General features: G+C 64.1%; 18 protein-coding genes. 11 read left to right on the top strand and 7 right to left on the bottom strand.

Annotation, left to right across the window (positions count from 1 at the left end; genetic code table 11):
- Positions 1 to 124 precede the first annotated feature (124 nt).
- The gene (locus tag BLS48_RS06495; RefSeq protein ID WP_091576145.1) at positions 125 to 1,393 is read left to right on the top strand and encodes an SAM-dependent methyltransferase; all 1,269 of its coding nucleotides are present in this window, start codon (positions 125 to 127) and stop codon (positions 1,391 to 1,393) included.
- A 1-nt stretch (position 1,394) separates the two neighbouring features.
- Here BLS48_RS06495 and BLS48_RS06500 read toward each other — a convergent pair whose 3' ends face one another.
- Positions 1,395 to 2,144 carry an MOSC domain-containing protein gene (locus BLS48_RS06500; RefSeq protein WP_091576146.1) on the bottom strand — a complete coding sequence of 250 codons (750 nt, stop codon included), beginning with the start codon at positions 2,142 to 2,144 and terminating at the stop codon, positions 1,395 to 1,397.
- Positions 2,144 to 4,099: an acetate--CoA ligase gene (acs, locus tag BLS48_RS06505; protein ID WP_091576147.1), complete on the bottom strand. Its 1,956-nt coding sequence runs from the start codon at positions 4,097 to 4,099 to the stop codon at positions 2,144 to 2,146. Before acs ends, BLS48_RS06500 begins: the two co-directional genes overlap by 1 nt.
- A gap of 303 nt (positions 4,100 to 4,402) precedes the next feature.
- Here acs and BLS48_RS06510 point away from each other — a divergent pair, with 303 nt between their 5' ends.
- Positions 4,403 to 4,675, top strand: a complete 273-nt coding sequence (locus BLS48_RS06510; RefSeq protein WP_091576148.1) for an usg protein — start codon at positions 4,403 to 4,405, stop codon at positions 4,673 to 4,675.
- A gap of 139 nt (positions 4,676 to 4,814) precedes the next feature.
- Here the strand turns inward: BLS48_RS06510 and BLS48_RS06515 are convergent, their stop codons facing one another.
- Positions 4,815 to 5,849, bottom strand: coding sequence for an aldo/keto reductase (locus BLS48_RS06515; protein ID WP_091576149.1), 1,035 nt, complete (start codon positions 5,847 to 5,849; stop codon positions 4,815 to 4,817).
- A gap of 66 nt (positions 5,850 to 5,915) precedes the next feature.
- Positions 5,916 to 7,097, bottom strand: coding sequence for an MFS transporter (locus BLS48_RS06520; RefSeq protein WP_091576252.1), 1,182 nt, complete (start codon positions 7,095 to 7,097; stop codon positions 5,916 to 5,918).
- A gap of 125 nt (positions 7,098 to 7,222) precedes the next feature.
- Between BLS48_RS06520 and BLS48_RS06525 the strand changes: the two genes are divergently transcribed.
- Positions 7,223 to 8,131: a LysR family transcriptional regulator gene (locus BLS48_RS06525; RefSeq protein ID WP_091576150.1), complete on the top strand. Its 909-nt coding sequence runs from the start codon at positions 7,223 to 7,225 to the stop codon at positions 8,129 to 8,131.
- 48 nt (positions 8,132 to 8,179) lie between these two features.
- Here BLS48_RS06525 and BLS48_RS06530 read toward each other — a convergent pair whose 3' ends face one another.
- A complete protein-coding gene (locus tag BLS48_RS06530) occupies positions 8,180 to 9,229 on the bottom strand; it encodes an aldo/keto reductase (RefSeq protein WP_091576151.1) in 1,050 nt (349 codons plus the stop codon).
- A gap of 109 nt (positions 9,230 to 9,338) precedes the next feature.
- Positions 9,339 to 10,001, bottom strand: coding sequence for a YggS family pyridoxal phosphate-dependent enzyme (locus BLS48_RS06535; RefSeq protein ID WP_091576152.1), 663 nt, complete (start codon positions 9,999 to 10,001; stop codon positions 9,339 to 9,341).
- 155 nt (positions 10,002 to 10,156) lie between these two features.
- Here BLS48_RS06535 and leuS point away from each other — a divergent pair, with 155 nt between their 5' ends.
- The 3 genes from leuS (at position 10,157) to BLS48_RS06550 (ending at position 16,137) form a co-directional block, all read left to right on the top strand.
- Positions 10,157 to 12,781: a leucine--tRNA ligase gene (gene leuS, locus BLS48_RS06540; protein ID WP_091576153.1), complete on the top strand. Its 2,625-nt coding sequence runs from the start codon at positions 10,157 to 10,159 to the stop codon at positions 12,779 to 12,781.
- Positions 12,768 to 13,352, top strand: coding sequence for an LPS assembly lipoprotein LptE (locus BLS48_RS06545; RefSeq protein ID WP_091576154.1), 585 nt, complete (start codon positions 12,768 to 12,770; stop codon positions 13,350 to 13,352). The genes leuS and BLS48_RS06545 overlap by 14 nt, the downstream gene beginning before the upstream one ends.
- A 265-nt stretch (positions 13,353 to 13,617) precedes the next feature.
- Positions 13,618 to 16,137, top strand: a complete 2,520-nt coding sequence (locus BLS48_RS06550; RefSeq protein WP_091576155.1) for a DNA translocase FtsK — start codon at positions 13,618 to 13,620, stop codon at positions 16,135 to 16,137.
- 91 nt (positions 16,138 to 16,228) lie between these two features.
- On the opposite strand, the gene fsa is transcribed toward BLS48_RS06550, so the two are convergent.
- Complete coding sequence (gene fsa, locus BLS48_RS06555) at positions 16,229 to 16,885, bottom strand: fructose-6-phosphate aldolase (protein WP_091576156.1); 657 nt, start codon at positions 16,883 to 16,885, stop codon at positions 16,229 to 16,231.
- A 90-nt stretch (positions 16,886 to 16,975) separates the two neighbouring features.
- On the opposite strand from fsa, the gene BLS48_RS06560 reads away from it, so the two are divergent.
- The 5 genes from BLS48_RS06560 (at position 16,976) to atpA (ending at position 22,729) form a co-directional block, all read left to right on the top strand.
- A complete protein-coding gene (locus BLS48_RS06560; protein ID WP_091576157.1) occupies positions 16,976 to 19,159 on the top strand; it encodes a primosomal protein N' in 2,184 nt (727 codons plus the stop codon).
- 44 nt (positions 19,160 to 19,203) lie between these two features.
- The gene (locus BLS48_RS06565; protein WP_091576158.1) at positions 19,204 to 19,899 is read left to right on the top strand and encodes an aspartate/glutamate racemase family protein; all 696 of its coding nucleotides are present in this window, start codon (positions 19,204 to 19,206) and stop codon (positions 19,897 to 19,899) included.
- Between the two features lie 98 nt (positions 19,900 to 19,997).
- Positions 19,998 to 20,393, top strand: a complete 396-nt coding sequence (locus BLS48_RS06570) for an AGROH133_08824 family phage infection protein (protein ID WP_091576159.1) — start codon at positions 19,998 to 20,000, stop codon at positions 20,391 to 20,393.
- Between the two features lie 246 nt (positions 20,394 to 20,639).
- Entirely contained in the window at positions 20,640 to 21,200 is a 561-nt protein-coding gene (locus BLS48_RS06575; protein ID WP_091576160.1) for a F0F1 ATP synthase subunit delta, read from the top strand.
- Positions 21,200 to 22,729, top strand: coding sequence for a F0F1 ATP synthase subunit alpha (gene atpA / locus BLS48_RS06580; protein ID WP_091576161.1), 1,530 nt, complete (start codon positions 21,200 to 21,202; stop codon positions 22,727 to 22,729). Before BLS48_RS06575 ends, atpA begins: the two co-directional genes overlap by 1 nt.
- The last annotated feature ends 29 nt before the right edge of the window (positions 22,730 to 22,758 follow it).

The raw sequence follows: 22,758 nt of genomic DNA on the forward strand, positions 1-22,758 counted from the left end.
GGTCTCATTTGGAAAATGGCAAGGCGTCACCCTCAAAAAGCCGGGTGGTGTGTCTTTCCAGACGCGCCCGCTTGCAGTTCAGGGGCAAAGAGACAACATTGTCGCAATCGCTTCGGGAGGAAGCATGGACGCCACCGACAAGGCCGCGCGGATCGTTCGAACGGTCGTTGAAACGCTGAAGCCGGGCTTTGCGGTCAAGCTGTGGACCGGCGAGCGGATTGGCCCCGCCACCGGCCCGGTGCTCACCATCAACGACCAGGATATTGCCTGGCAGATCATTCGCCGCCCGTCCTTCTCGACCCTGATCGAGATGTGGATTTCCAAAGCGGTCGATATCGAAGACGGATCACTGTTTGATTTCTACGCCCTGCCTTCGCAGGGCAAGCTCAGGTCGAAACTCAAGGCATTGCCAAAACTGGCAATCCTGCGCGACTTGCCCGCCGTTCTGTTTTCGAGAAAGCAGATGACAACGCGGGTCGATCTTGCCGGACGAAACCCTTTCGTCAGCGGATCGAGCAAGGAGGCGATCCAGCACCACTACGACATCTCGAACGCCTTCTATCGGCTCTTCCTCGACGAACGCATGGTCTACAGCTGCGGTTACTTCAAGGATTTCGCCAACGGCATCGATGAGGCGCAGGCCGACAAGCTCGACCATATCTGCCGCAAGCTGCGGCTGAAGCCCGGTGAAAGATTGCTCGACATAGGCTGCGGCTGGGGAGCGATGCTGATCCATGCCGCCAAAAATTATGGCGTCACCGGCCACGGCGTCTCGCTGTCGGAAGCCCAGACGAACCTCGCCCGCGAGCGCATTCGCGCCGAGGGGCTGGAGAACAAGATCACCATCGAGATAAAATCCTACGCCGAGCTCACTGGCACCTTCGACAAGATATCGTCGATCGGCATGTTCGAGCATCTGGGGCTCGCCAACCATGCCGCCTACTTCTCCACCATCCACCGGCTGCTGAAGCCAGGCGGCATCTATCTGCATCACGCCATCACCAGGCGCAGCAAGGGCGACATGAAGAAGACCCTGCGCAAGGGGCCGGAATACAAGGCGCTGATCAAATACATCTTCCCCGGCGGTGAACTCGACACGATCGGCATGACGCTCGGCAATCTCGAGGCGCACGGCTTCCTCGTCCACGACGTCGAGAATCTGCGCGAGCATTATGCGCGCACCTGCAGGTTGTGGGCCGAGCGCCTTCATGCACGATTCGACGAGGCGATCGCCGAGGTCGGCGAGGCCAAGGCGCGTCTGTGGCTGCTCTACCTGACCGGCTGTTCGATCACCTTCGAACGCGCTTCGGCGCAGATTTTCCAGACTGTCGCCACCAAGCGCGCGCGCGGCTCGAGTGGCCTGCCGCCAACGCGGGCGGATCTGTACCGGTAGCTTACAGGAAGCGCATCGCGTCGCCGACCTCGACGTTGGCCGGCCGATCGACCGTGCAGTAGACGCCGAGATTGTGCGCGTTGTGGCGAACCAGATTGCGCAGGACCGCCGGGTCGGGGTCGAAGCCATCCTGGCCGATGATGGTGAAGCCGCAACGGCGGCAGGGTTCTGAGATGGTCAACAGCAATTCGCCGATCGCGAGCTTGCGGCCGATCCATTCCGTCTCCGGAAACGAGCCTTCCACCGGAGCCATGTCGACAACGATGTTGGGGCGGAAGCGACGCGGGTCGGCGGTCCCCTCCGGATGCAGCGCCTTCAGCCGCGCCAGCGACGCCGTGGTCAGAAGGTGGATCGGGGCCTTGCGATAGCGTTCCGCTGTCAGCGGGCCGGAGTAGCCGGGGGCAGCGTACTCCCTGCGAAACGGCCGGATCGAGGCTTCGAAGTCGAGATAGGCGGATACGGCGCGGTCACTTTCAGCGCCGGGAGCAGGCAGCCATTCGCCGTCGGGAATGGCGACTTCAAGCTCGCGGGCGAGACTCAACCGGGTCCTGATGCGCGGGACCTTGTGCCATTTGGCGTCGCGATCAGGCCGGGCGATTTCATTGTCGGTGGCATCGACCAGGCCGAACATGCGGTCGCCCACGATGCCTTCGACCTCGATCGAGATCGCCTCCAGGCGCTCGCCGGCAAGCGAACTCGCCGGGTAGCGCCAGAGCTCGCTGACAGTGCCCAGCAAAGCCTCGTCCCACATCAGTCCTTCTTGTTCTGCCGGTTGGCGATCAGGTCGTCGACAACGGCCGGATCGGCCAGCGTCGAGGTGTCGCCAAGCGCGGCAAAATCGTCCTCGGCGATCTTGCGCAGGATGCGGCGCATGATCTTGCCGGAACGCGTCTTCGGCAGGCCGGGCGCGAACTGGATCTTGTCGGGTGAAGCGATGGCGCCGATCTCCTTGCGGACATGGGCGACAAGCTCCTTGCGCAGCTCCTCGCTGGGCGGCGCTCCGGCCATCAGCGTGACGTAGCAATAGATGCCCTGGCCCTTGATGTCGTGGGGGTAACCAACGACGGCGGCTTCGGAAACCTTGTCGTGGCTGACGAGCGCGGATTCGACTTCCGCCGTGCCCATGCGATGGCCGGAGACGTTGATGACGTCGTCAACGCGGCCGGTGATCCAGTAATAGCCGTCGGCGTCACGGCGGCAGCCGTCACCGGTGAAGTACTTGCCCTTGTAGGTGGAAAAATAGGTCTGCTCGAAGCGGTCATGATCGCCATAGACGGTGCGCATCTGGCCAGGCCAGGAATCGGTGATGCACAGGTTGCCGTCGGCCGCCCCTTCGAGCACCTTGCCTTCGCCGTCGACCAGCTGCGGCTGGACGCCGAAAAAGGGCCGAGTCGCCGAGCCTGCCTTGAGGTCGGTCGCACCCGGCAGCGGCGTGATCAGGATGCCGCCGGTCTCGGTCTGCCACCAGGTGTCGACGATCGGCACCTTGCCGTTGCCGACGACGTTGAAATACCACTCCCAGGCTTCCGGATTGATCGGCTCGCCGACCGAACCCAGCACGCGCAGCGACTTGCGCGAGGTCTTGGTGACATGGCTGTCCCCTGCGCCCATCAGCGCGCGCAGCGCCGTCGGCGCGGTGTAGAAGATGTTGACCTTGTGCTTGTCGATGACTTCCCAGAAGCGGGCCTGCGACGGATAGTTCGGCACGCCTTCGAACATCAGCGTGGTGGCGCCATTGGCGAGCGGACCGTAGACGATGTAGCTGTGGCCGGTGACCCAGCCGACATCGGCGGTGCACCAGTAGATGTCGCCGTCATGGTAGTCGAAGACATATTGGTGCGTCATCGACGCGTAGACGAGGTAGCCGGCAGTGGTGTGCAGCACGCCCTTCGGCTTGCCGGTCGAACCGGAGGTGTAAAGGATGAACAGCGGGTCTTCCGCCTTCATCTTCTCCGGCTTGCACTCCGCCTTCACCGTCGCGACCTCGTCGTGGTACCAGACGTCGCGCCCTGGTGCCCAGCCGACCTTGCCGCCGGTGCGGCGCACGACCAGGACGTTCTTCACCATGACGAAGTTCTTCGCGGCGATGTCGATCGCCTTGTCGGTGTTGTCCTTCAGCGGAATGGCCTTGCCGCCGCGCAGGCCTTCATCGGCGGTGATGACGAAGGTCGATTCGCAGTCGACGATGCGGCCGGCCAAAGCGTCCGGCGAAAAGCCGCCGAAGACGATCGAATGGATGGCGCCGATGCGCGTGCAGGCGAGCATTGCATAGGCGGCTTCCGGGATCATCGGCATGTAGATGGTGACGCGGTCGCCCTTCTTGACGCCGTGCTTCTTCATCACATTGGCGAGCCGGCACACATGCTCGTAGAGCTCGCTGTAGGTGATCTTCTTGTCGTCGTAGGGGTTGTCGCCTTCCCAGATGATGGCGGTCTGGTTGCCGCGCTTCTTCAGGTGCCGGTCGATGCAGTTATACGAGACGTTGGTCAGCCCGTCCTCGAACCATTTGATCGAGACCTTGCCGTCGAAGGAGGTGTTCTTGACCTTGCTGTAAGGCTTGAACCAGTCGATGCGCTTGCCGTGCTTGCCCCAGAACTTGTCCGGGTTCTTGACGCTGTCGGCGTACCATTTCAGGTAGGTGTCATTATCGATCAGCGCGTTCTTCTTCCACGCCGGCTGGACGCGATGGACATGCACATCGGACATTTTTCACTTTCCTCCCGAACCAAACCGCCGGCTTGAAACGCCGGCGGGGATCACGGCGACGGGGCCGCGAATTCGGCGGCATTATTACCAGTTCCGCGGTGACGGCAACATTAGACGTTGGATTCGCGTGGCGGGATGCCGCAGGTGTGCTCTCCGGTGCTGTCAGCACTCGACGAAGCTCGCTGCTAACTGCATGTTTTTGCGCGGAAAACCCGCTTGCGATCAGGAAAAATCAATAGACAGTTAAGCAACGGTGCGCACAATCCAGCGTTGGGAGGAAGGAGAAACAACCTGGGGACCGCCATGCGCGACCATTCCGAAATGGACCTGATGCTCAAAGGCTACGGCTTGACCACGGCCAAGATCCTTTATCATTTCCCCGACCATCCGCATCTGCTGCAGAGCTTCATCTGGCAGGATTACGACCTGGCGCCGAAGTTTCCGGTGCTGATCCGGTTCATCGAGTTCTGGAAGGCCAGGCTCGACGGGCCACTGCATTCAGTCAGCTACACGCACCAGAAGCTGATCGCGCCGAACGAATGGCGCAAGGTCGACGGCGAGTTCGTGCTGCACTGAGCGCAGTAGCAAGGCGTTTTATCGACCACTAGTGATGGCACAAACGCGCATGGCGTCATCATCCCTGGGCGAAGCAGGAGCGAAGCTCCGTCGCGGAGACCCTGGGATGACGAGGTTAGGGAGGCTTCGATAGCGTCGATCAGACCGCCGGCGGGTTGAGCCGGGCGAAACCTTCCTGGCGGCGATAGGGGAAATACGGGTAGGGCGCGGTGACTTCGCTCGCCGCGTCGAGTTTCCTGATCTGCTGCGGCGTCAACGTCCAGCCGACGGCGCCGAGGTTCTGGCGCAGCTGCTCCTCGTTGCGGGCACCGATGATGACCGAGGAGACAGTCGGGCGCCGCAGGAGCCAGTTGATGGCGATCTGTGGCACGCTCTTGCCTGTCTCCTCGGCCACCGCGTCAAGGGCATCCATGACGCGGTAGAGATGCTCGTCCTCGACCGGCGGGCCGAAGCTTGCCGTGTCATGCAGCCGGCTCTTTTCCGGCAAAGCCTGGCCGCGGCGGATCTTGCCGGTCAGGCGGCCCCAGCCGAGCGGGCTCCACACCAGGGCGCCGACGCCCTGGTCGAGGCCAAGCGGCATCAGCTCCCACTCATAGTCGCGGCCGACCAGCGAATAGTAGACCTGATGCGCGACATAGCGCGGGTAGCCGTGCCTGTCGGCCAGCCCAAGCGACTTCATCACTTGCCAGCCGGAAAAATTGGAGACGCCCACATAGCGCAGCTTGCCGGCGCGCACGAGCTCGTCCAGCGTCGACAGCACCTCCTCGATCGGCGTGCCGGCGTCGAAGGCATGCAGCTGCAGCAGGTCGATGTAGTCGGTACCGAGGCGCTTCAGGGCGTCTTCCACCGATCTGATCAGCCGCGAACGCGACGAGCCGTAGTCGGCCGGCCCGTCGCCCATCGGCAGAGAGGTCTTGGTCGAGATCAGCACGGCATCGCGGCGGCCCTTGATGGCTTCGCCAAGCACTTGTTCCGAAGCGCCGTTCGAATAGACGTCGGCGGTGTCGAACAGGTTGACGCCGGCTTCGAGGCAGATGTCGATCAGCCGCCGCGCCTCCGTGGCGTCGCTGTTGCCCCAGGCGCCGAACAGCGGGCCGGAGCCGCCAAAGGTTCCCGTGCCGAACGACAGCGCCGGTACTTTCAGGCCCGATGCGCCGAGACGTCGATAGTCCATTTTTCTGCTCCTGCTGGTGTGGAAGCAAGGGATGTTGAAAAGCGGTCTGGCTTTGCCAGCTGAATGTCACGACCGGACGGAAGCAGGCGTGCCGAGCGTGGCAGGGCGATCGAGACGCAGCGCCAGCAACGCCACGGCGAGCGCCGTGAGCGGTACCAGGGCGGCGACCCAGGGGAGCGCGCCAAGGCCGAGGCCATCGGCGATGACCGCGCCACCAAGCCAGGCACCGGCGGCATTGCCGAGATTGAAGGCGGCGATGTTGAAGGACGAGGCGAGGCTCTGGCCGGCACCCTGCGCCTTTTCCAGCACCCACATCTGCAGTGGCGCAACGGTGGCGAAGGCGGCGGCGCCCAGCAGGCCGACATAGATGACGGCCATGACCTGGCTGTGGATGGCGAAGCTCATGGTTGCCAGCACCAGCGCCAGCACCACGAGACTGCCCAGCACGGCCGGCACCAGCCAGCGATCGGCGACCTTGCCGCCGGCGAGATTGCCGGCGATCAGACCACCGCCGAAGACGAGCAGGATCGGCGACACGGCCGCTTCGTGGAAGCCGGTGATCTCAGTCAGCAACGGGGTGATGTAGGTGAAGACGGCGAAGACGCCGGCGTAGCCGAGTACGGTGGTGGCGAGGCCGAGCAGGACGGGCGTGCGGCGCAGCACGGCGAGATCGGCGCGCAGGTCGCTCTTTTCAGGCGCCGTCCGGCTGCGCGGCACCAGAGCCAAGATGACGGCGAAGGCCGCCAGACCGACCACGGTGACCGCCCCGAAGGTCGCCCGCCAGCCGAAGGCCTGGCCGAGCCAGGTGCCGAAGGGCACGCCGAGGATGTTGGCGATGGTCAGGCCGGTGAACATCAGCGCGATCGCCGAGGCCTTCTTGTTGGGCGCGACCAGTCCGGTGGCGACGACGGAGCCGACGCCGAAGAAGGTGCCATGGGCAAAGGCGGTGATGACGCGCGCGCCCATCAGGGTCCAGTAGTCGGGGGCCAACGCACAGGCGAGATTGCCAAGCGTGAAGATCGCCATCAGCGCCAGAAGCACGGTCTTGCGTGGCCAGTTGCCGGTGGCGATGGTCAACAAGGGCGCGCCGATGACGACGCCGAGCGCGTAGCCCGAAATGAGCTGGCCGGCGGCCGAGATCGAGACGCCGAGATCCTTGCTGACATCAAGCAGCAGACCCATGATGACGAATTCGGTGACACCGATGCCGAAGGCACCGGCGGCGAGGGCGTAGAGAGCTAGAGGCATGGCGGTTTCCACTTCGACGACGAAGAGCGCCTGTCCAAACCCGCGCCCCGACCCGGAAGATCGTGTTGCCTCGCACTGTGAACCAGACTTGCAGTAGGCACATTTTCTGTGAAATAGATTCACAGATGGCGAGACCCGACATCAACCGCTCCGGCGAGATCGAAGTGTTCGTGCGCGTCGTCGAGGCGGGCAGCTTTTCCGCCGCGGCGCGCGAGCTGCGCATGACGCCATCGGCGGTCAGCAAGCTGATCGCGCGGCTGGAGGCCAGGCTTGGCGCACGGCTGGTCAGCCGCTCGACACGTCGCCTGCAGATGACGCCGGAAGGCACCGCGTTCTATGAAAGTGGTCTGCGCATCCTTGCCGATATGGCGGCGGCCGAGCGCGAGGCGGCGGCGGGTGCAGCGCCGCGCGGGCGGCTGCGCGTCAACACCTACGTGCCATTCGGCGTGCACCGGCTGATCCCGCTTCTGCCACGCTTCCTGGAGCGCTACAGAGAGATCTCGGTCGATCTGGTGCTGACCGACAGTGTCATCGACCTGATGGCCGAACGCGCCGATGTCGCCATTCGTGCCGGACCACTTGGCGAATCACGGCTGGTGGCGCGCAAGCTCGGGCAAAGCCCGGTGGTGGTCGTTGCCGCGCCCTCATATCTCGAGGCGAATGGCACGCCGCGGACACTTGCCGAACTGGAGCGCCACAACCGCATGGGCTTCGGCTTTGTCCGCCATATTGACGGTTGGCCGTTTGTCGATGCGGCCGGCGCTGCCGTCATCATCCCCATCACGGGCAATGCGCTTGTCGGCGACGGCGAAGCGATGCGGCTGATGACGTTGGCCGGGGTCGGCATCTCCAGGCTGGCACGCTGGCATGTGGCGCCCGACATCGCCGCCGGGCGGCTGGTGCCGCTGCTGGAGGAGTTCAACCCGGGCGACGAGGAGGTTACCCACGCCGTCTATGTCGGCCAGGGCCGTCACCTGCCGGCGCGAGTGCGTGCCTTTCTCGATTTTCTTGGCGAGAGCGTGCGGCTGACCTGACATCCCGGGAGCCGACGGGCTCCCGGGATGGTCATCATTGGCAGGGCGCTATGCCTTCGGCGTGAACGGCGCCGGGCGCCGGCCCGCTGTCTGGCGCTCCAGCATCCAGCCGGGATATTCGGCCGGCAAGGCGCTGACCTCGTCGAGCTTGGCGAGATCGTCCGCGTCGAGCTTCACTTCAGTCGCGGAAAGGTTCTGTTCGAGCTGCTCCATGCGGCTTGCCCCGATGATCACGCTCATCACGAAAGGCTTGGCCAGGACATAGCCGAGCGCAACCGTGGCGACACTGACGCCATGCTTGGCGGCGATCTCGCGCATGACGGCGACGGCCGCCCAGGCGCGGTCCTCGTTGACCGGCGGGAAGTTGAAGCTGGCGCGACGGCCCTCGCCATTACCGGGCGCGCCGGGACCGTATTTGCCCGACAGCAGGCCGCCGGCCATCGGCGACCACACCATCAGGCCGAGCTTTTCCTCGTTGAGCAGCGGCACGATCTCGCGTTCGAGGTCACGGCCGGCGATCGAATAATAGGACTGGACGGTTTCGAAGCGGGCGAACCCCTTGCGGTCGGCGATGCCGAGCGCCTTGGCGATACGCCATGCCGCCCAGTTGGAGACGCCGACATAGCGGACCTTGCCGCTGGCGACCAGGTCATCCAGCGCCCGCAGCGTCTCGTCGATCGGCGTCACCGTGTCGGTGCCGTGCAGCTGATAGAGATCGATATGGTCGAGCTGCAGCCGTTCAAGGCTGGCGTCGACCGAATCCATGATGTGGCCGCGCGAGGAGCCGCGCTGGTTCGGGCCGTCGCCCATGGCGCCATGGACCTTGGTGGCGATGACAACGTTCCGTCTGTCGACAGCGAGATCCCTGAGCGACTGGCCAAGCAGCCGTTCGGACTCGCCGAAGGAGTAGACATCGGCGGTATCGAAGAAATTGACACCGGCGGCGAGCGAGCGGGCGACGATCTCGTTGACGCCCTTCTGGTCGAGGCTGGCGATCAGGCCCCATTGGGCATTTTCGCCGGCGGCGCCGAATGTCATGGTGCCGAGGCAGAGTTCGGAGACGAACATCCCCGTGTTTCCAAGCTGGTTGTAACGCATGGTAAAGCTCCAGGAGAATTGTGAATGGCACAAAACAAATAGGAACGGTACGTTTCGTTTCAACCTTTGGCACAACGGACTTGCCGAACTGGTCCAAGGCCGTGGCGTATCAGCGGCTGCCGAAGATCGCCGAACCGACCCTGACACTGGTGGCGCCAAAGGCGATCGCCGTCTCGTAGTCGCCCGACATGCCCATCGACAGTGTCGCGACGCCGGCTTCCTTGCCGAGCTTCTCGAGCAAGGCGAAGTGGGGGCCGGGGTTCTCGTCGGCCGGCGGGATGCACATCAGGCCTTCGATGACGAGGCCATGGATATCGCGGCAGCGGGCGACGAAGGCCACCGCGTCGCGTGGCTCGATGCCGGCCTTTTGCGGCTCGGAGCCGGTGTTGACCTGGACGTAGAGTTCTGGCGCCCGGCCTTGCCGGGCGATCTCCTTGGCGAGTTCGGCGGCGATCTTCTCGCGATCGACCGTCTCGATGACGTCGAACAGCGCCACTGCTTCCTTGGCTTTGTTGGATTGTAGCGGGCCGATCAGGTGCAATTCGATATCCGGGAATGCCTGCTTCAGCGCCGGCCATTTGCCCTGCGCTTCCTGCACGCGGTTCTCGCCGAAGACGCGCTGGCCGGCCTCGATGACCGGGCTTATGTCGGCTGCATCGAAGGTCTTGGAGACCGCGACCAGCGTCACCGCGCCGGCTTCGCGACCAGCCTCTCGCTCGGCGGCGGCGATCTTCGTCTTGACCGCGAAAAACTGCTGAACGGCGTTGCCCATATGCGAATCCCGCTGTTTTGACCCGCGTTTTTACCCTACGCGATGCCCATATGGTTGACGGGTTTGCCAAACCATGGTGAACACCCGGACCACATTCCCTGAACCGCCGAGCTGTCGCCCGCGGTCCGCGCCTGCTTTTAAGTGAAAAACATCCGATGGCAACCGAACGATACAATCCGCGCGCGTCAGAGCCCAAATGGCAGAAGGCCTGGGACGCCAAAAAGCTGTTCGAGGCGAACAACGACGATCCACGCCCGAAATACTATGTGCTGGAGATGTTCCCCTATCCGTCAGGGCGCATCCATATCGGCCACACCCGCAACTACACGATGGGCGATGTGGTGGCGCGCTACAAGCGGGCCAAGGGTTTCAATGTGCTGCACCCGATGGGCTGGGACGCTTTCGGCATGCCGGCCGAGAACGCCGCGATGCAGAACAAGGTCCATCCCAAGGAGTGGACCTATCAGAACATCGCCACCATGCGCGAGCAGCTCAAGGTCATGGGCCTGTCGCTGGATTGGGCGCGCGAATTCGCGACCTGCGACGTCGACTATTATCACCGCCAGCAGATGCTGTTCCTCGATTTCGTCGAGAAGGGGCTGGTGACGCGCAAATCCTCCAAGGTCAACTGGGACCCGGAGGACATGACCGTGCTCGCCAACGAGCAGGTCATCGACGGCCGCGGCTGGCGCTCGGGCGCACTGGTCGAACAGCGCGAACTGACGCAGTGGTTCTTCAAGATCACCGACTTTGCGCAGGACCTGCTGGACTCGCTCGACGGCCTCGACGAGTGGCCTGAAAAAGTGAAGCTGATGCAGCAGAACTGGATCGGCCGTTCGGAAGGTCTGCTGATCCGCTGGCCGCTGGCGGCACCTATTTCCGGCGAGCATGAGCTGGAAGTCTACACGACAAGGCCCGACACTATTTTCGGCGCCTCCTTCATGGCTGTCGCCGCCGATCATCCGCTGGCAAAAAAAGCCGCCGAGAACAACCCGGCGCTGGCGAAGTTCATCGAGGAAGTCCGTCACATGGGCACTTCGGTGGCGGCGCTGGAGACGGCCGAGAAAAAGGGTTTCGATACCGGCATCCGCGTCGTCCATCCGTTCGACGACAGCTGGACGCTGCCGGTCTATGTCGCCAATTTCGTGCTGATGGAATACGGCACCGGCGCCATCTTCGGCTGCCCGTCCGGCGACCAGCGCGATCTCGACTTCGCCAACAAATACGGCCTGCCGGTGATCCCGGTGGTGATGCCGGAGGGTGCCGATGCGAAGACCTTCCAGATCACCGAGGAAGCCTATGTCGACGACGGCGTGATGATCAACTCGCGCTTCCTCGACGGCATGAAGCCTGAGAAGGCGTTCAACGAGGTCGCGAAGCTCTTGGAGCAGAAGACCATCGGCAACCGGCCGATGGCCGAGCGCAAGGTGAATTTCCGCCTGCGCGACTGGGGCATTTCGCGCCAGCGCTACTGGGGCTGCCCGATCCCGATGATCCATTGCGAGGATTGCGGCGTGGTGCCGGTGCCGAAGGCCGACCTGCCGGTCAGGCTGCCCGACGATGTCGAGTTCGACCGGCCCGGCAATCCGCTCGACCGCCATCCGACCTGGCGGCACGTCAAATGTCCGCAATGCGGCAAGGATGCGCGGCGCGAAACCGACACGATGGACACGTTCGTCGATTCGTCGTGGTACTTCGCCCGCTTCACGGCACCCTGGGCGCATGAGCCGACCGATCCCAAGGCGGCGAACGAGTGGCTGCCGGTCGACCAGTATATTGGCGGCATCGAGCATGCGATCCTGCACCTGCTCTATTCGCGCTTCTTCACCCGCGCCATGCGCGAGACAGGCCATGTCGATCTGGCCGAGCCGTTCAAGGGCCTGTTCACGCAAGGCATGGTGGTGCACGAAACCTACCGCGTCGGCTCGGCATCGAATGGTCGCTGGCTGGCGCCCACCGAGGTGCGCCTGGAGGGCGTCGATGGCGAACGCCGCGCCTTCGACATCGCCACCGGCGAGGCCGTCACCATCGGCCCGCTCGAAAAGATGTCGAAGTCGAAGAAGAACACGGTGAGCCCGGAAGACATCACCGACGGCTACGGCGCGGATACCGCACGCTGGTTCATGCTGTCGGATTCGCCGCCCGAACGCGACGTCGAGTGGACCGACGATGGCGCCGCCGGAGCGCATCGCTTCATCCAGCGCATCTGGCGCCTGGTGTCGACGGCGGCCGAAACGCTGGCAGGCATCAAGCCCGGGGCGGCTGGTGCCGGCGAAGCCGGAGCGGTCTCGAAGGCCGCGCACAAGATCCTGAAGGCGGTCGGCGAGGATATCGAAAAACTCGCCTTCAACCGCGCCATTGCCCGCATCTACGAACTGGCCAACGCGCTGACCGCGCCGCTCAACGAAGTGGCGGAAGGCAAGGCCGATCCGGCGCTGCGGGACGCCTGCCGCGAGGCCGTCGAGATCCTCGTGCATCTCATCGCGCCGGTCATGCCGCATCTGGCCGAGGAGTGCTGGGAAGCGCTTGGTGGCACCGATCTGGTCGCCGAACGGCCATGGCCGGCCTTCGATCCGGCGCTGGTCGTCGACAACGAAGTCACCTATCCGATCCAGGTCAACGGCAAGAAGCGGGGGGATTTGACAATTGCCCGCGACGCGGACCAAGGTGCGGTCGAAAAAGCGGTATTGGCTCTCGACTTCGTGCAGAAAGCGCTCGAAGGTAAGGCACCGCGCAAGGTGATCATCGTGCCGCAGAGGATCGTCAATGTCGTTGCCTGATCCGAAGAAGACAGACGTGAGCCGCGTGCTGCGCCACATCGCGCTTGCGGGCCTGATCGGCTCGCTTGCGCTGGTCTCGGCCTGCACGGTGCACCCGCTCTATTCGAACGCGCCGCTGTCTGCCGGCTCGAACGCCAGCGCCAATGCCGAGTTGGCGTCGATCGGCATCAAGCCGGTCAAGACGCGGTACGCCCAGCAGGTGCGCAACAATTTGATCTTCGGATTTGGACGCGGCGCCGGCGAACCAGCGTCGCCCGCCTATTCGCTTGATCTCAGTGTTACCGAAGCCGTCGAATCCTCGGCACTTGTGCAGGTTGGGACCGATCAGGACGAGCCGACCGCCGGTTCCGTGACGCTGACCGCCAGCTACTTGCTGCACGATGCGAGTACCGGGGCGGTGATCGCATCCGGCAAGCGCTCGATCACTTCGTCCTTCGACAGGCCGCGTCAGGAATTCGCCTCGTACCGGGCGCAGATCGACGCCGAGAATCGCGCCGCGCGCGAACTGGCCGAAGCGCTGCAGCTATCCATCGCCCAGGACCTGGTCAGGCACGGCAAGACAGCCGGCTAGCGCCCTCTTCGTTTCACGGAAACGCAATCTCGATCTTGGTGCTCGGGTCGCTTTGCGATGGCCAAGAGCCAGATCTTCGGCTCTCCTTCTATCCCTACGCTTGTGGATGAGTGGTTGATCGTGGGTGACGATCAGCGGCCCGAATCCGATCGTCCGCCATCGCTGCGAAAGATGAGGCTCGGTCGCTCCGGCGGAGCCGACGGGAAGCAACTGTTAACCACTCGCTCCCTATTGCTCGGAGGATGTTTCGGAGTGAGTCTTGAGAATGGAATCCAAGCGTTTTCCTCGGGTCAATTCATTGAATACAGCTTCGCCCGATGATCCCGAGGGTGAGCGTTTCAACGGCATGAGCGACAAGGTAGATGGCCGGCAGGCTGGCGCAGCCAGGGCCGGCCATTCCCCGCGGTTTGTTGATCTCGGCGGCAACGAAAGCCCTGCCTGGCAAGACTATTTCTTCCTGGCGCCGAATGTGCGGTTCACGCGCACGCCAGATTACGAAGCCAACACGCGCCGTCCGCAGCACGACCAGATTGCCGTCGAGCAAAGCGAAGCACAGGTGCCGCCGGCGCGGCAGGGAAGCACACAAGCCACCGGGGCTGCGGCATCCCACGCAGCCTCGTCCCCGCCATTGTCGGTGCCGATGAAAAGCCCCGCTTTGGACGTGGCCCGGCCGCCTGCCGGCAACAGGGCCATGATGCGTGAGAGACCGCCGGTGCCGGCCACGGCGCCGGCTGCGCCGGTGGGTCCGAGGATGGCAGCGACGGCACGCGCACCCGCAGCGTCTGCCCAGAGGACGGCGGCGGTCAAGACGACCGGCCGCGAAAATGTGCGCTGGCCCTATCTGTCGGATCACGTCTTTTTCGAGGTCATGGCGCCCTACATGATCGAAGGTCCGTCACCAGCGCCGCGCGCCGTCCCGGTTCGGCGCACAGCCGCGCCGGTTGCCGAACAGGTCGACGTTCGTGCCACGCCAACGGCCGATCTCACCTCGTCGTTCCGTGTCATTGAATGCCTGCCAGGCTTGCAAGCGCCGTCAGCCGTGCCGGACGTCCGCCCGGCCAATTCGAACGAAGCCGCGGTGCAGCCGGCGGCGGTCGCAATTCCTGCCACTGTGAGCAACGCCATTTCGGTACGAGCCGTGCCGGCTCCGGAAGAGACCGTGCCGGTTCCGGTCGCGCGCGTATCTTCGCCACTGCCCATGGCCGGCAGGATTGTGTCAATGACGACCGGCGGTCCCTATGAGCTTCCCTCCGAAGAGCTGTTGCAGCAGCCGCCGGAGGGACAAGGCTTTTACATGTCGCAGGAGCGGCTCGAGCAGAACGCCGATCTTCTGGAAAGCGTGCTCGAGGATTTCGGCGTGCGCGGCGAGATCATTCATGTTCGCCCAGGCCCGGTCGTCACGCTCTATGAGTTCGAGCCGGCACCCGGTGTCAAATCCTCCCGTGTCATCGGGCTTGCCGACGATATCGCCCGCTCCATGTCGGCGATTTCGGCGCGCGTCGCTGTCGTGCCTGGCCGAAACGTCATCGGCATCGAACTTCCGAACGAGACGCGCGAAACCGTCTATTTCCGCGAGCTGATCGAATCGGAGGGTTTTCGTAAGACCAGCTGCAAGCTGGCGCTTTGTCTCGGCAAGACGATCGGCGGTGAGCCGGTCATCGCCGAACTGGCGAAGATGCCCCATTTGCTCGTCGCCGGCACCACCGGCTCCGGCAAGTCGGTCGCCATCAACACCATGATCCTGTCCTTGCTTTACCGGCTGAAGCCGGAAGAGTGCCGGCTGATCATGGTCGACCCAAAGATGCTCGAACTCTCCGTCTATGACGGCATCCCGCATCTCCTGACCCCCGTCGTCACCGATCCCAAAAAAGCCGTCACCGCACTCAAATGGGCGGTGCGCGAGATGGAGGACCGCTATCGCAAGATGGCGCGGCTCGGTGTGCGCAACATCGACGGCTACAACGAGCGCGCCGCCGTCGCCCGCGACAAGGGCGAGACGGTTGTCATGACCGTGCAGGCCGGCTTCGAAAAGGGCACTGGCGAACCGCTTTTCGAGCAGCAGGAAATCGACCTTGCGCCGATGCCGTACATCGTCGTCATCGTCGATGAGATGGCCGATCTGATGATGGTTGCCGGCAAGGAGATCGAAGGCGCCATCCAGCGTCTGGCGCAGATGGCGCGCGCCGCCGGCATCCACCTGATCATGGCAACGCAACGCCCCTCGGTCGATGTCATCACGGGCACGATCAAGGCGAACTTCCCAACCCGGATTTCCTTCCAGGTGACATCCAAGATCGACAGCCGCACCATCCTCGGTGAGCAGGGCGCCGAACAGCTGCTCGGCCAGGGCGACATGTTGCACATGATGGGCGGGGGGCGCATTTCCCGCGTGCATGGACCCTTTGTTTCCGACGCGGAGGTCGAGCATGTCGTGGCGCATCTGAAGGCGCAAGGCCGGCCTGAATATCTGGAAACCGTGACAGCCGACGAGGATGAGGAAGAAACCGAAGACGACCAGGGCGCGGTCTTCGACAAGGGATCCGTTGCGGCCGAAGACAGCGATGCCATTTACGATGAGGCGGTCAAGGTGGTGGTGCGTGACAAGAAGTGTTCGACGTCCTACATCCAGCGCCGCCTCGGCATCGGTTACAACCGCGCCGCATCCCTGGTCGAGCGCATGGAAAAGGAAGGGTTGGTCGGCGCACCCAACCATGTCGGCAAACGCGAGATCATCATGGGGCGGCGCCAGCAGGTGAGCGCGCCTGACGATGACGGCATCGATTGAGCGGTAGCGCCTTTGGCGATGCGGCTTCTTCGGAAGCGCATATGAAAAAAGGCCGGTTGCCCGGCCTTTTTTGTCAAAGCGGCGACTGGCTTCAGCCGATCTTCTGGCCGGTCTTCGCCCAGTCGGCCAGGAACTGCTCCAGGCCCTTGTCGGTCAGCGGATGCTTGACCAGCGCTTTCAGCGTCGCCGGCGGGGCCGTAACAACATCGGCGCCGATCAGTGCTGCCTGCTTGACATGGTTCACGGTGCGAACCGAAGCGACGAGGATCTCGGTCTGGAAGTCGTAATTGTCGTAGATCTGCCGGATCTCCTGGATCAATTCCATGCCATCCGAGCCGGTGTCGTCGACGCGGCCGACGAAGGGCGAGATGAAGGAGGCGCCGGCCTTGGCGGCGAGCAGCGCCTGGTTGGCCGAGAAGCAGAGCGTGACGTTGACCATGCGGTTCATCTGCGTGCGGATCGTCTTGCAGGCCTTCAGTCCGTCGAGCGTCAGCGGCACCTTGATGCAGACATTGGGCGCGATCTTGGCCAGCACCTCGGCCTCCGCCATCATGTCCTTGTACTCGGTCGCCACGACTTCCGCCGAGACCGGACCTTCGACGATATCGCAGATCTGCTTGGTGACGTCGGCGATCTTGCCGCCCGATTTGAGAATCAGCGACGGGTTGGTGGTGACGCCGTCGAGCAGTCCCAGATCGTTCAGCTCACGGATATCCTTGATGTCGGCGGTGTCGACAAAAAATTTCATGGCGGTCTCCTGACGATTTCGTCGTGCCGACAAGGGCACGTTCAGCGTTGCGCTTTGATCTAGACCAAAGTCGGGGCAAGGTCACGCCTCATGATCGAAGATTCGCCCTTTGTCGCGGCCGCACCGGTGCTGGTGCCGATGCCCGCAGAACGCCCCTACACCTACGCAGTGCCAACAGGCATGCGTGTGGTGCCGGGTTCGATCGTGCGTGTGCCGCTCGGCCCGCGCCAGGTCGCCGGTATCGTCTGGGATGGCGCCGTCGAGAAGGTCGACGCAAGAAAGCTGCGTCCCATCGAGCAGGTCTTCGATTGCCCGCCGATCGACCGCGCGATGCGCCGTTTTGTCGACTGGGTGGCGCAGTACACGCTGTCGCCGCCGGGCATGGTGGCGCGCATGCTGCTCAGGGCGCCGGAGGCCTTCGATCCCGAACCGTGGATCGAAGGGCTGCAACGCACCCGCATCGCACCCGACCGGATGACGGGGGCGAGAGAGCGCGTGCTGGAGACAGCCGAAGGCGGTCTTGCCTGGACGCGGTCGGGCCTCGCCCATGCGGCCGGTGTATCGTCGACGGTGATCGACGGCCTGAAGGCGCAAGGCGTGTTCGAGACGGTGATGATCCCGCCGCGACCGGTGGTGGCCGCGCCCGATTCCGGCTATGCCATGCCGGAATTGATGCCGGACCAGAGTGACGCGGCGCTGATGCTGCGCGCCAATGTCGCAGCCGGCGTGTTCAATGTCGCGCTGCTCGACGGCGTCACCGGCTCGGGCAAGACCGAGGTCTATTTCGAGGCGGTGGCGGCGGCGCTCGACCAGGGCAAGCAGGTGCTGATCCTGCTGCCGGAGATCGCGCTGACGCATGCCTTTCTCGAACGCTTCCAGCAACGCTTTGGCGCCAAGCCGGGCGAATGGCATTCCGACCTGCCGCCGAGGATGCGGGAACGGGTCTGGCGGCAAGTGGCGGAGGGCGGCGTGCGTGTCGTCGCCGGCGCGCGTTCGGCGCTGTTCCTGCCGTTCAAGGAGCTTGGCCTGATCGTCGTCGACGAGGAACACGACCCTGCCTACAAGCAGGAAGACCGCGTCTTCTACAATGCGCGCGACATGGCGGTGGTGCGCGGCCATATCGGCAGCTTTCCGGTCGTGCTGGCGTCGGCGACGCCATCGGTCGAAAGCCGCGTCAATGCCCAGCAGGGTCGATACAGCAGGGCCGTGCTCACCGCCCGCTTCGCCGAGGCGGCGCTGCCGCACCTCAAGGCGATCGACATGCGGCGCGCGCCGCCCGCGCGCGGCGGCTTCCTGTCTCCGGTGCTGCTCGACCATATGCGCCAGACGCTTGAGAGGAAGGAGCAGTCGCTGCTGTTCCTCAACCGGCGCGGCTATGCGCCGCTGACGCTGTGCCGGGTCTGCGGCCATCGCTTCGGCTGTCCGGTCTGCTCGGCCTGGCTGGTCGAGCATCGCTTCCGCGGCCAGCTCGTCTGCCATCATTGCGGGCACAATGAGCGCCGTCCCGAGGCCTGCCCGGAATGCGGCACGCTCGATCATCTGGTGGCTTGTGGGCCAGGCGTCGAGCGCATCGCCGAGGAGGTCGTCGCGCATTTCCCCGACGCGCGCACCATCGTTTTGTCGTCCGACCTGATGGGCGGCGTGCGGCGGCTGCGGCTGGAGCTGGAGGCGATCGCCAATGGCGAGGCCGACATCGTCATCGGCACGCAACTGGTCGCCAAGGGCCACAACTTCCCCAACATGACCCTGGTCGGCGTCGTCGACGCCGATCTCGGCCTGGCCAATGGCGATCCGCGCGCCGCCGAGCGCACCTTCCAGCTGCTCAGCCAGGTGACCGGCCGCGCCGGCCGCACCGGCAAGAAGAGCCTCGGCCTGCTGCAGACCTTCCAACCCGATCATCCGGTGATGCGGGCGATCGTCTCCGGCGATGCCGAGGCTTTTTACGAACGCGAGATCGCCGAGCGCGAGCGGGCGGCCTTGCCGCCCTTCGGCCGGCTCGCCGGCGTCATCGTCAGCGCGGTGACGCGAGCGGAAGCCGAGGGCCACGCACGCGGCCTGCGTCGCGCCGCGCCCGAGGCCACCGACCTGTTCGTGCTCGGGCCGGCCGAGGCGCCGCTGTCCTTGCTCGGCGGCCGTCACCGCTTCCGGCTGCTGATCCAGGGCGAAAAGCGCGCCGACATGCAAGGCTTCATCCGCGCCATGCTGGCCAACGGGCCGAAGCAGCGCGGCTCGGTCAGGGTGCAGGTCGACATCGACCCGCAGAGCTTTTTGTAGGGTCGCGATATCAGCGCTCGGCCCAAGCCGGAGAGAGATGGAAGATGAAAACCCTTGGCCTTCTGGGCGGCATGAGCTGGGAATCGACCGCCATCTACTACCGCCTGCTCAACGAGATGGTGCGCGAGCGCCTGGGCGGCTTGCATTCGGCGAAACTGCTGCTGTGGTCGTTCGACTTCGCCGAGATCGCCGAGCGGCAGCATCATGGCGACTGGGACGGCGCCGGCGTGCTTCTCGTCGAAGCGGCGCGCAAGCTCGAGGCGGGCGGCGCGGAGGGCCTGCTTCTGTGCACCAACACCATGCACAGGCTGGCCGATCAGGTGCAGGCGTCCGTATCGATCCCGCTGATCCACATCGCCGACGCCACCGCGGTGGCGATCAAGCGCACCGGCATGCAGCGCCCGGCGCTGCTGGCGACCCGCTTCACCATGGAGCAGGATTTCTACAAGGGCCGCCTCGCCGACAAACATGGTCTGCGGCCCGTCGTGCCCGATGCGGCCGGGCGCGACATGGTCCATCGCGTCATCTACGAGGAACTGTGCCAGGGCGTCGTCGCCGAAGCCTCCAAGGCGGCCTATATTGCCGAGACCGAACGCCTGCGGCGCGAAGAGGCGGCCGACAGCGTCATCATGGGCTGCACCGAGATCACCATGCTCATCGGCCAGCAGGACTTCGACATCCCGGTCTTCGACACGACGCGCATTCATGTCGAAGCGGCGGTCGAGTTCGCGCTGGGCTGACCGGCTTCCGCTCGAAAATCGCCGACGCCTATCTGGCGCATGTCTGCGCCTTGGCTAGAATGCCCGGAATTTCAAAGCAGGCATTTCGAGGGGACACGATGGATTTTGCGTTTCCATGGCCGATGAGCCAGGGCGAATGGCTGGCTTGGTCGAGCGCGGTCGTCACCGCGCTGCTCGGTCTTCTGTTTTTTCTGGCGCCTGCCCTGGCCTTTCGTGTCCTGCGCTTGCAGGTCAAGCCCGAGAAGGCGGCGGCGATCGCCGAGGGGCGCGGCAGAATGTCGGGCTTTTATCTCGGCGTCGGCCTGTGCTGCATCCTGCTGGCGCAGCCGCTGATCTACATGACGCTTGGCTTCTCCTGGCTGTTCACCGCCTTCGGCAGGCTGCTGTCGATGATGTCGGATGGCGCCAACACGCCTTTCAACTGGGTCTCCATTGTGGTGGAATTGGCGCTGGCGGCGTTGCCGCTCGCCTTCGCCTTCGGCTTTGTGCCTTGAATCCTTAGCTATTCCGGGGCGCAAGACGGGTGACTTTCGCCGGATGCGACAATAGTGCCTGAAAACCATGCGGAACGACGCATTGCGGTCTTAAAATGCCTGTGCTAGACGGCAATCGACTTTCGGCCGGGGATAGCGGAAGCCGCGCCTCCGTGCTCGAAAAAATGCAGTAAGGTCAAAGATTTAGCCAGAGTTTTTGCTCGCGCCAACAATCTGCGGCCTGTCAGACAAGAGAAAAGACGGTCCGTGGCCCAATCGTCATCGCCAATCTCAGGTGTCGCAGAACGCTATGCGGGTTCGCTGTTCGAACTCGCGCTGCAGGCAAATTCCATCGCCAAGGTCGAGGCCGACCTCAACAGTTTCGAAGCGATGCTCGCGGGCAGCGCCGATCTTACCCGGCTGATCAACAGCCCGGTGTTTTCCAGCGAGGACCAGGCCAAGGCTATCGCGGCGATCGCCGACAAGGCCAAGATCACCGGCCTCACCGGCAATTTTCTGCGCGTCGTCGCCAGGAACCGCCGGCTGTTCGCCATCCCCGGCATGATCAGGGCATTCCGCCAGATCGCCGCCGAACATCGTGGCGAGACTGCTGCCGAAGTGACGTCGGCTCATGAGCTGACCGCCGCCCAGCAGACCGAACTCAAGGCGGCGCTGAAGGGCGTTGCCGGCAAGGATGTGGCCATTTCCGTCACCGTCGATCAGTCGCTGCTCGGCGGGCTGGTGGTCAAGATGGGCTCGCGCCAGATCGATACGTCGCTCAAAACCAAACTCAATTCGCTCAAGCTTGCACTGAAAGAGGTCGGCTGATGGACATCCGCGCCGCGGAAATTTCCGCAATTCTGAGAGACCAGATCAAGAATTTTGGCAAGGAGGCCGAGGTCTCCGAAGTAGGACAGGTGCTGTCCGTCGGTGACGGTATCGCCCGCGTCTACGGCCTCGACAACGTCCAGGCCGGCGAGATGGTCGAATTCCCCGGCGGCATCCGCGGCATGGCGCTCAACCTCGAAGCCGACAATGTCGGCGTCGTCATCTTCGGTGCCGACCGTGACATCAAGGAAGGCGACATCGTCAAGCGCACTGGCGCCATCGTCGACGTTCCCGTCGGCCCCGGCCTGCTCGGCCGCGTCGTCGACGCGCTCGGCAACCCGATCGACGGCAAGGGCCCGATCAAGGCAGTCGAGCGCAAGCGCGTCGACGTCAAGGCGCCCGGCATCATCCCGCGCAAGTCGGTGCATGAGCCGATGTCGACCGGCCTCAAGGCCATCGATGCGCTGATCCCGGTCGGTCGCGGCCAGCGCGAGCTGGTCATCGGCGACCGTCAGACCGGCAAGACCGCCATCATCCTCGACACGATGCTCAACCAGAAGTCGGTGCACGACAACGGCCCCGAGAAGGAAAAGCTCTACTGCGTCTACGTCGCCGTTGGTCAGAAGCGCTCGACGGTCGCGCAGTTCGTCAAGGTGCTGGAAGAGCGCGGCGCGCTGGAATACTCGATCATCATCGCCGCCACCGCGTCCGATCCGGCGCCGATGCAGTTCCTGGCGCCGTTCGCCGGCTGCACCATGGGTGAATATTTCCGCGACAATGGCATGCATGCGCTGATCAGCTACGACGATCTGTCGAAGCAGGCCGTCGCTTACCGCCAGATGTCGCTGCTGCTGCGCCGCCCGCCGGGCCGCGAAGCCTATCCGGGCGACGTCTTCTATCTGCATTCGCGCCTGCTCGAGCGCGCCGCCAAGCTCAATGACGACATGGGCGCCGGTTCGCTGACCGCCCTGCCGATCATCGAGACGCAGGCCAATGACGTTTCGGCCTACATCCCGACCAACGTGATCTCGATCACCGACGGCCAGATCTTCCTGGAAACCAATCTGTTCTTCCAGGGCATCCGTCCCGCCGTCAACGTTGGCCTGTCGGTCAGCCGCGTCGGCTCTGCCGCGCAGGTCAAGGCGATGAAGCAGGTCGCCGGCTCGATCAAGGGCGAGCTCGCGCAGTACCGCGAAATGGCGGCCTTCGCGCAGTTCGGCTCGGATCTCGACGCCGCCACGCAGCGCCTGCTCAACCGCGGATCGCGCCTGACCGAGCTGCTGAAGCAGCCGCAGTTCTCGCCACTGAAGACGGAAGAGCAGGTCGCGGTGATCTTCGCCGGCGTCAACGGCTATCTCGACAAGCTGCCGGTCAACCAGGTCGGCAAGTTCGAGCATGGCCTGCTCAGCCACATGCGTGCGGCCGGCAAGGATGTGCTCGAGGCCATTCGCAAGGAAAAGGCGCTGTCGGACGATCTGCGCGCGAAGCTTAAGGCGGAAATCGACGCCTTCGCCAAGACCTTTGCTTGAACGAAGCCGGACGACGGGATCAGGTTTGA

The sequence above is a fragment of the Mesorhizobium qingshengii genome (assembly GCF_900103325.1).
Taxonomy (GTDB): Bacteria; Pseudomonadota; Alphaproteobacteria; order Rhizobiales; family Rhizobiaceae; genus Mesorhizobium; species Mesorhizobium qingshengii.

Bases quoted from the DNA above. Each gene is read 5' to 3' on its own strand.
- BLS48_RS06495 (WP_091576145.1), top strand. From the start codon at position 125: ATGGACGCCACCGACAAGGCCGCGCGGATCGTTCGAACGGTCGTTGAA.
- BLS48_RS06500 (WP_091576146.1), bottom strand. From the start codon at position 2,144: ATGTGGGACGAGGCTTTGCTGGGCACTGTCAGCGAGCTCTGGCGCTAC.
- acs (WP_091576147.1), bottom strand. From the start codon at position 4,099: ATGTCCGATGTGCATGTCCATCGCGTCCAGCCGGCGTGGAAGAAGAAC.
- BLS48_RS06510 (WP_091576148.1), top strand. From the start codon at position 4,403: ATGCGCGACCATTCCGAAATGGACCTGATGCTCAAAGGCTACGGCTTG.
- BLS48_RS06515 (WP_091576149.1), bottom strand. From the start codon at position 5,849: ATGGACTATCGACGTCTCGGCGCATCGGGCCTGAAAGTACCGGCGCTG.
- BLS48_RS06520 (WP_091576252.1), bottom strand. From the start codon at position 7,097: ATGCCTCTAGCTCTCTACGCCCTCGCCGCCGGTGCCTTCGGCATCGGT.
- BLS48_RS06525 (WP_091576150.1), top strand. From the start codon at position 7,223: ATGGCGAGACCCGACATCAACCGCTCCGGCGAGATCGAAGTGTTCGTG.
- BLS48_RS06530 (WP_091576151.1), bottom strand. From the start codon at position 9,229: ATGCGTTACAACCAGCTTGGAAACACGGGGATGTTCGTCTCCGAACTC.
- BLS48_RS06535 (WP_091576152.1), bottom strand. From the start codon at position 10,001: ATGGGCAACGCCGTTCAGCAGTTTTTCGCGGTCAAGACGAAGATCGCC.
- leuS (WP_091576153.1), top strand. From the start codon at position 10,157: ATGGCAACCGAACGATACAATCCGCGCGCGTCAGAGCCCAAATGGCAG.
- BLS48_RS06545 (WP_091576154.1), top strand. From the start codon at position 12,768: ATGTCGTTGCCTGATCCGAAGAAGACAGACGTGAGCCGCGTGCTGCGC.
- BLS48_RS06550 (WP_091576155.1), top strand. From the start codon at position 13,618: ATGGAATCCAAGCGTTTTCCTCGGGTCAATTCATTGAATACAGCTTCG.
- fsa (WP_091576156.1), bottom strand. From the start codon at position 16,885: ATGAAATTTTTTGTCGACACCGCCGACATCAAGGATATCCGTGAGCTG.
- BLS48_RS06560 (WP_091576157.1), top strand. From the start codon at position 16,976: ATGATCGAAGATTCGCCCTTTGTCGCGGCCGCACCGGTGCTGGTGCCG.
- BLS48_RS06565 (WP_091576158.1), top strand. From the start codon at position 19,204: ATGAAAACCCTTGGCCTTCTGGGCGGCATGAGCTGGGAATCGACCGCC.
- BLS48_RS06570 (WP_091576159.1), top strand. From the start codon at position 19,998: ATGGATTTTGCGTTTCCATGGCCGATGAGCCAGGGCGAATGGCTGGCT.
- atpA (WP_091576161.1), top strand. From the start codon at position 21,200: ATGGACATCCGCGCCGCGGAAATTTCCGCAATTCTGAGAGACCAGATC.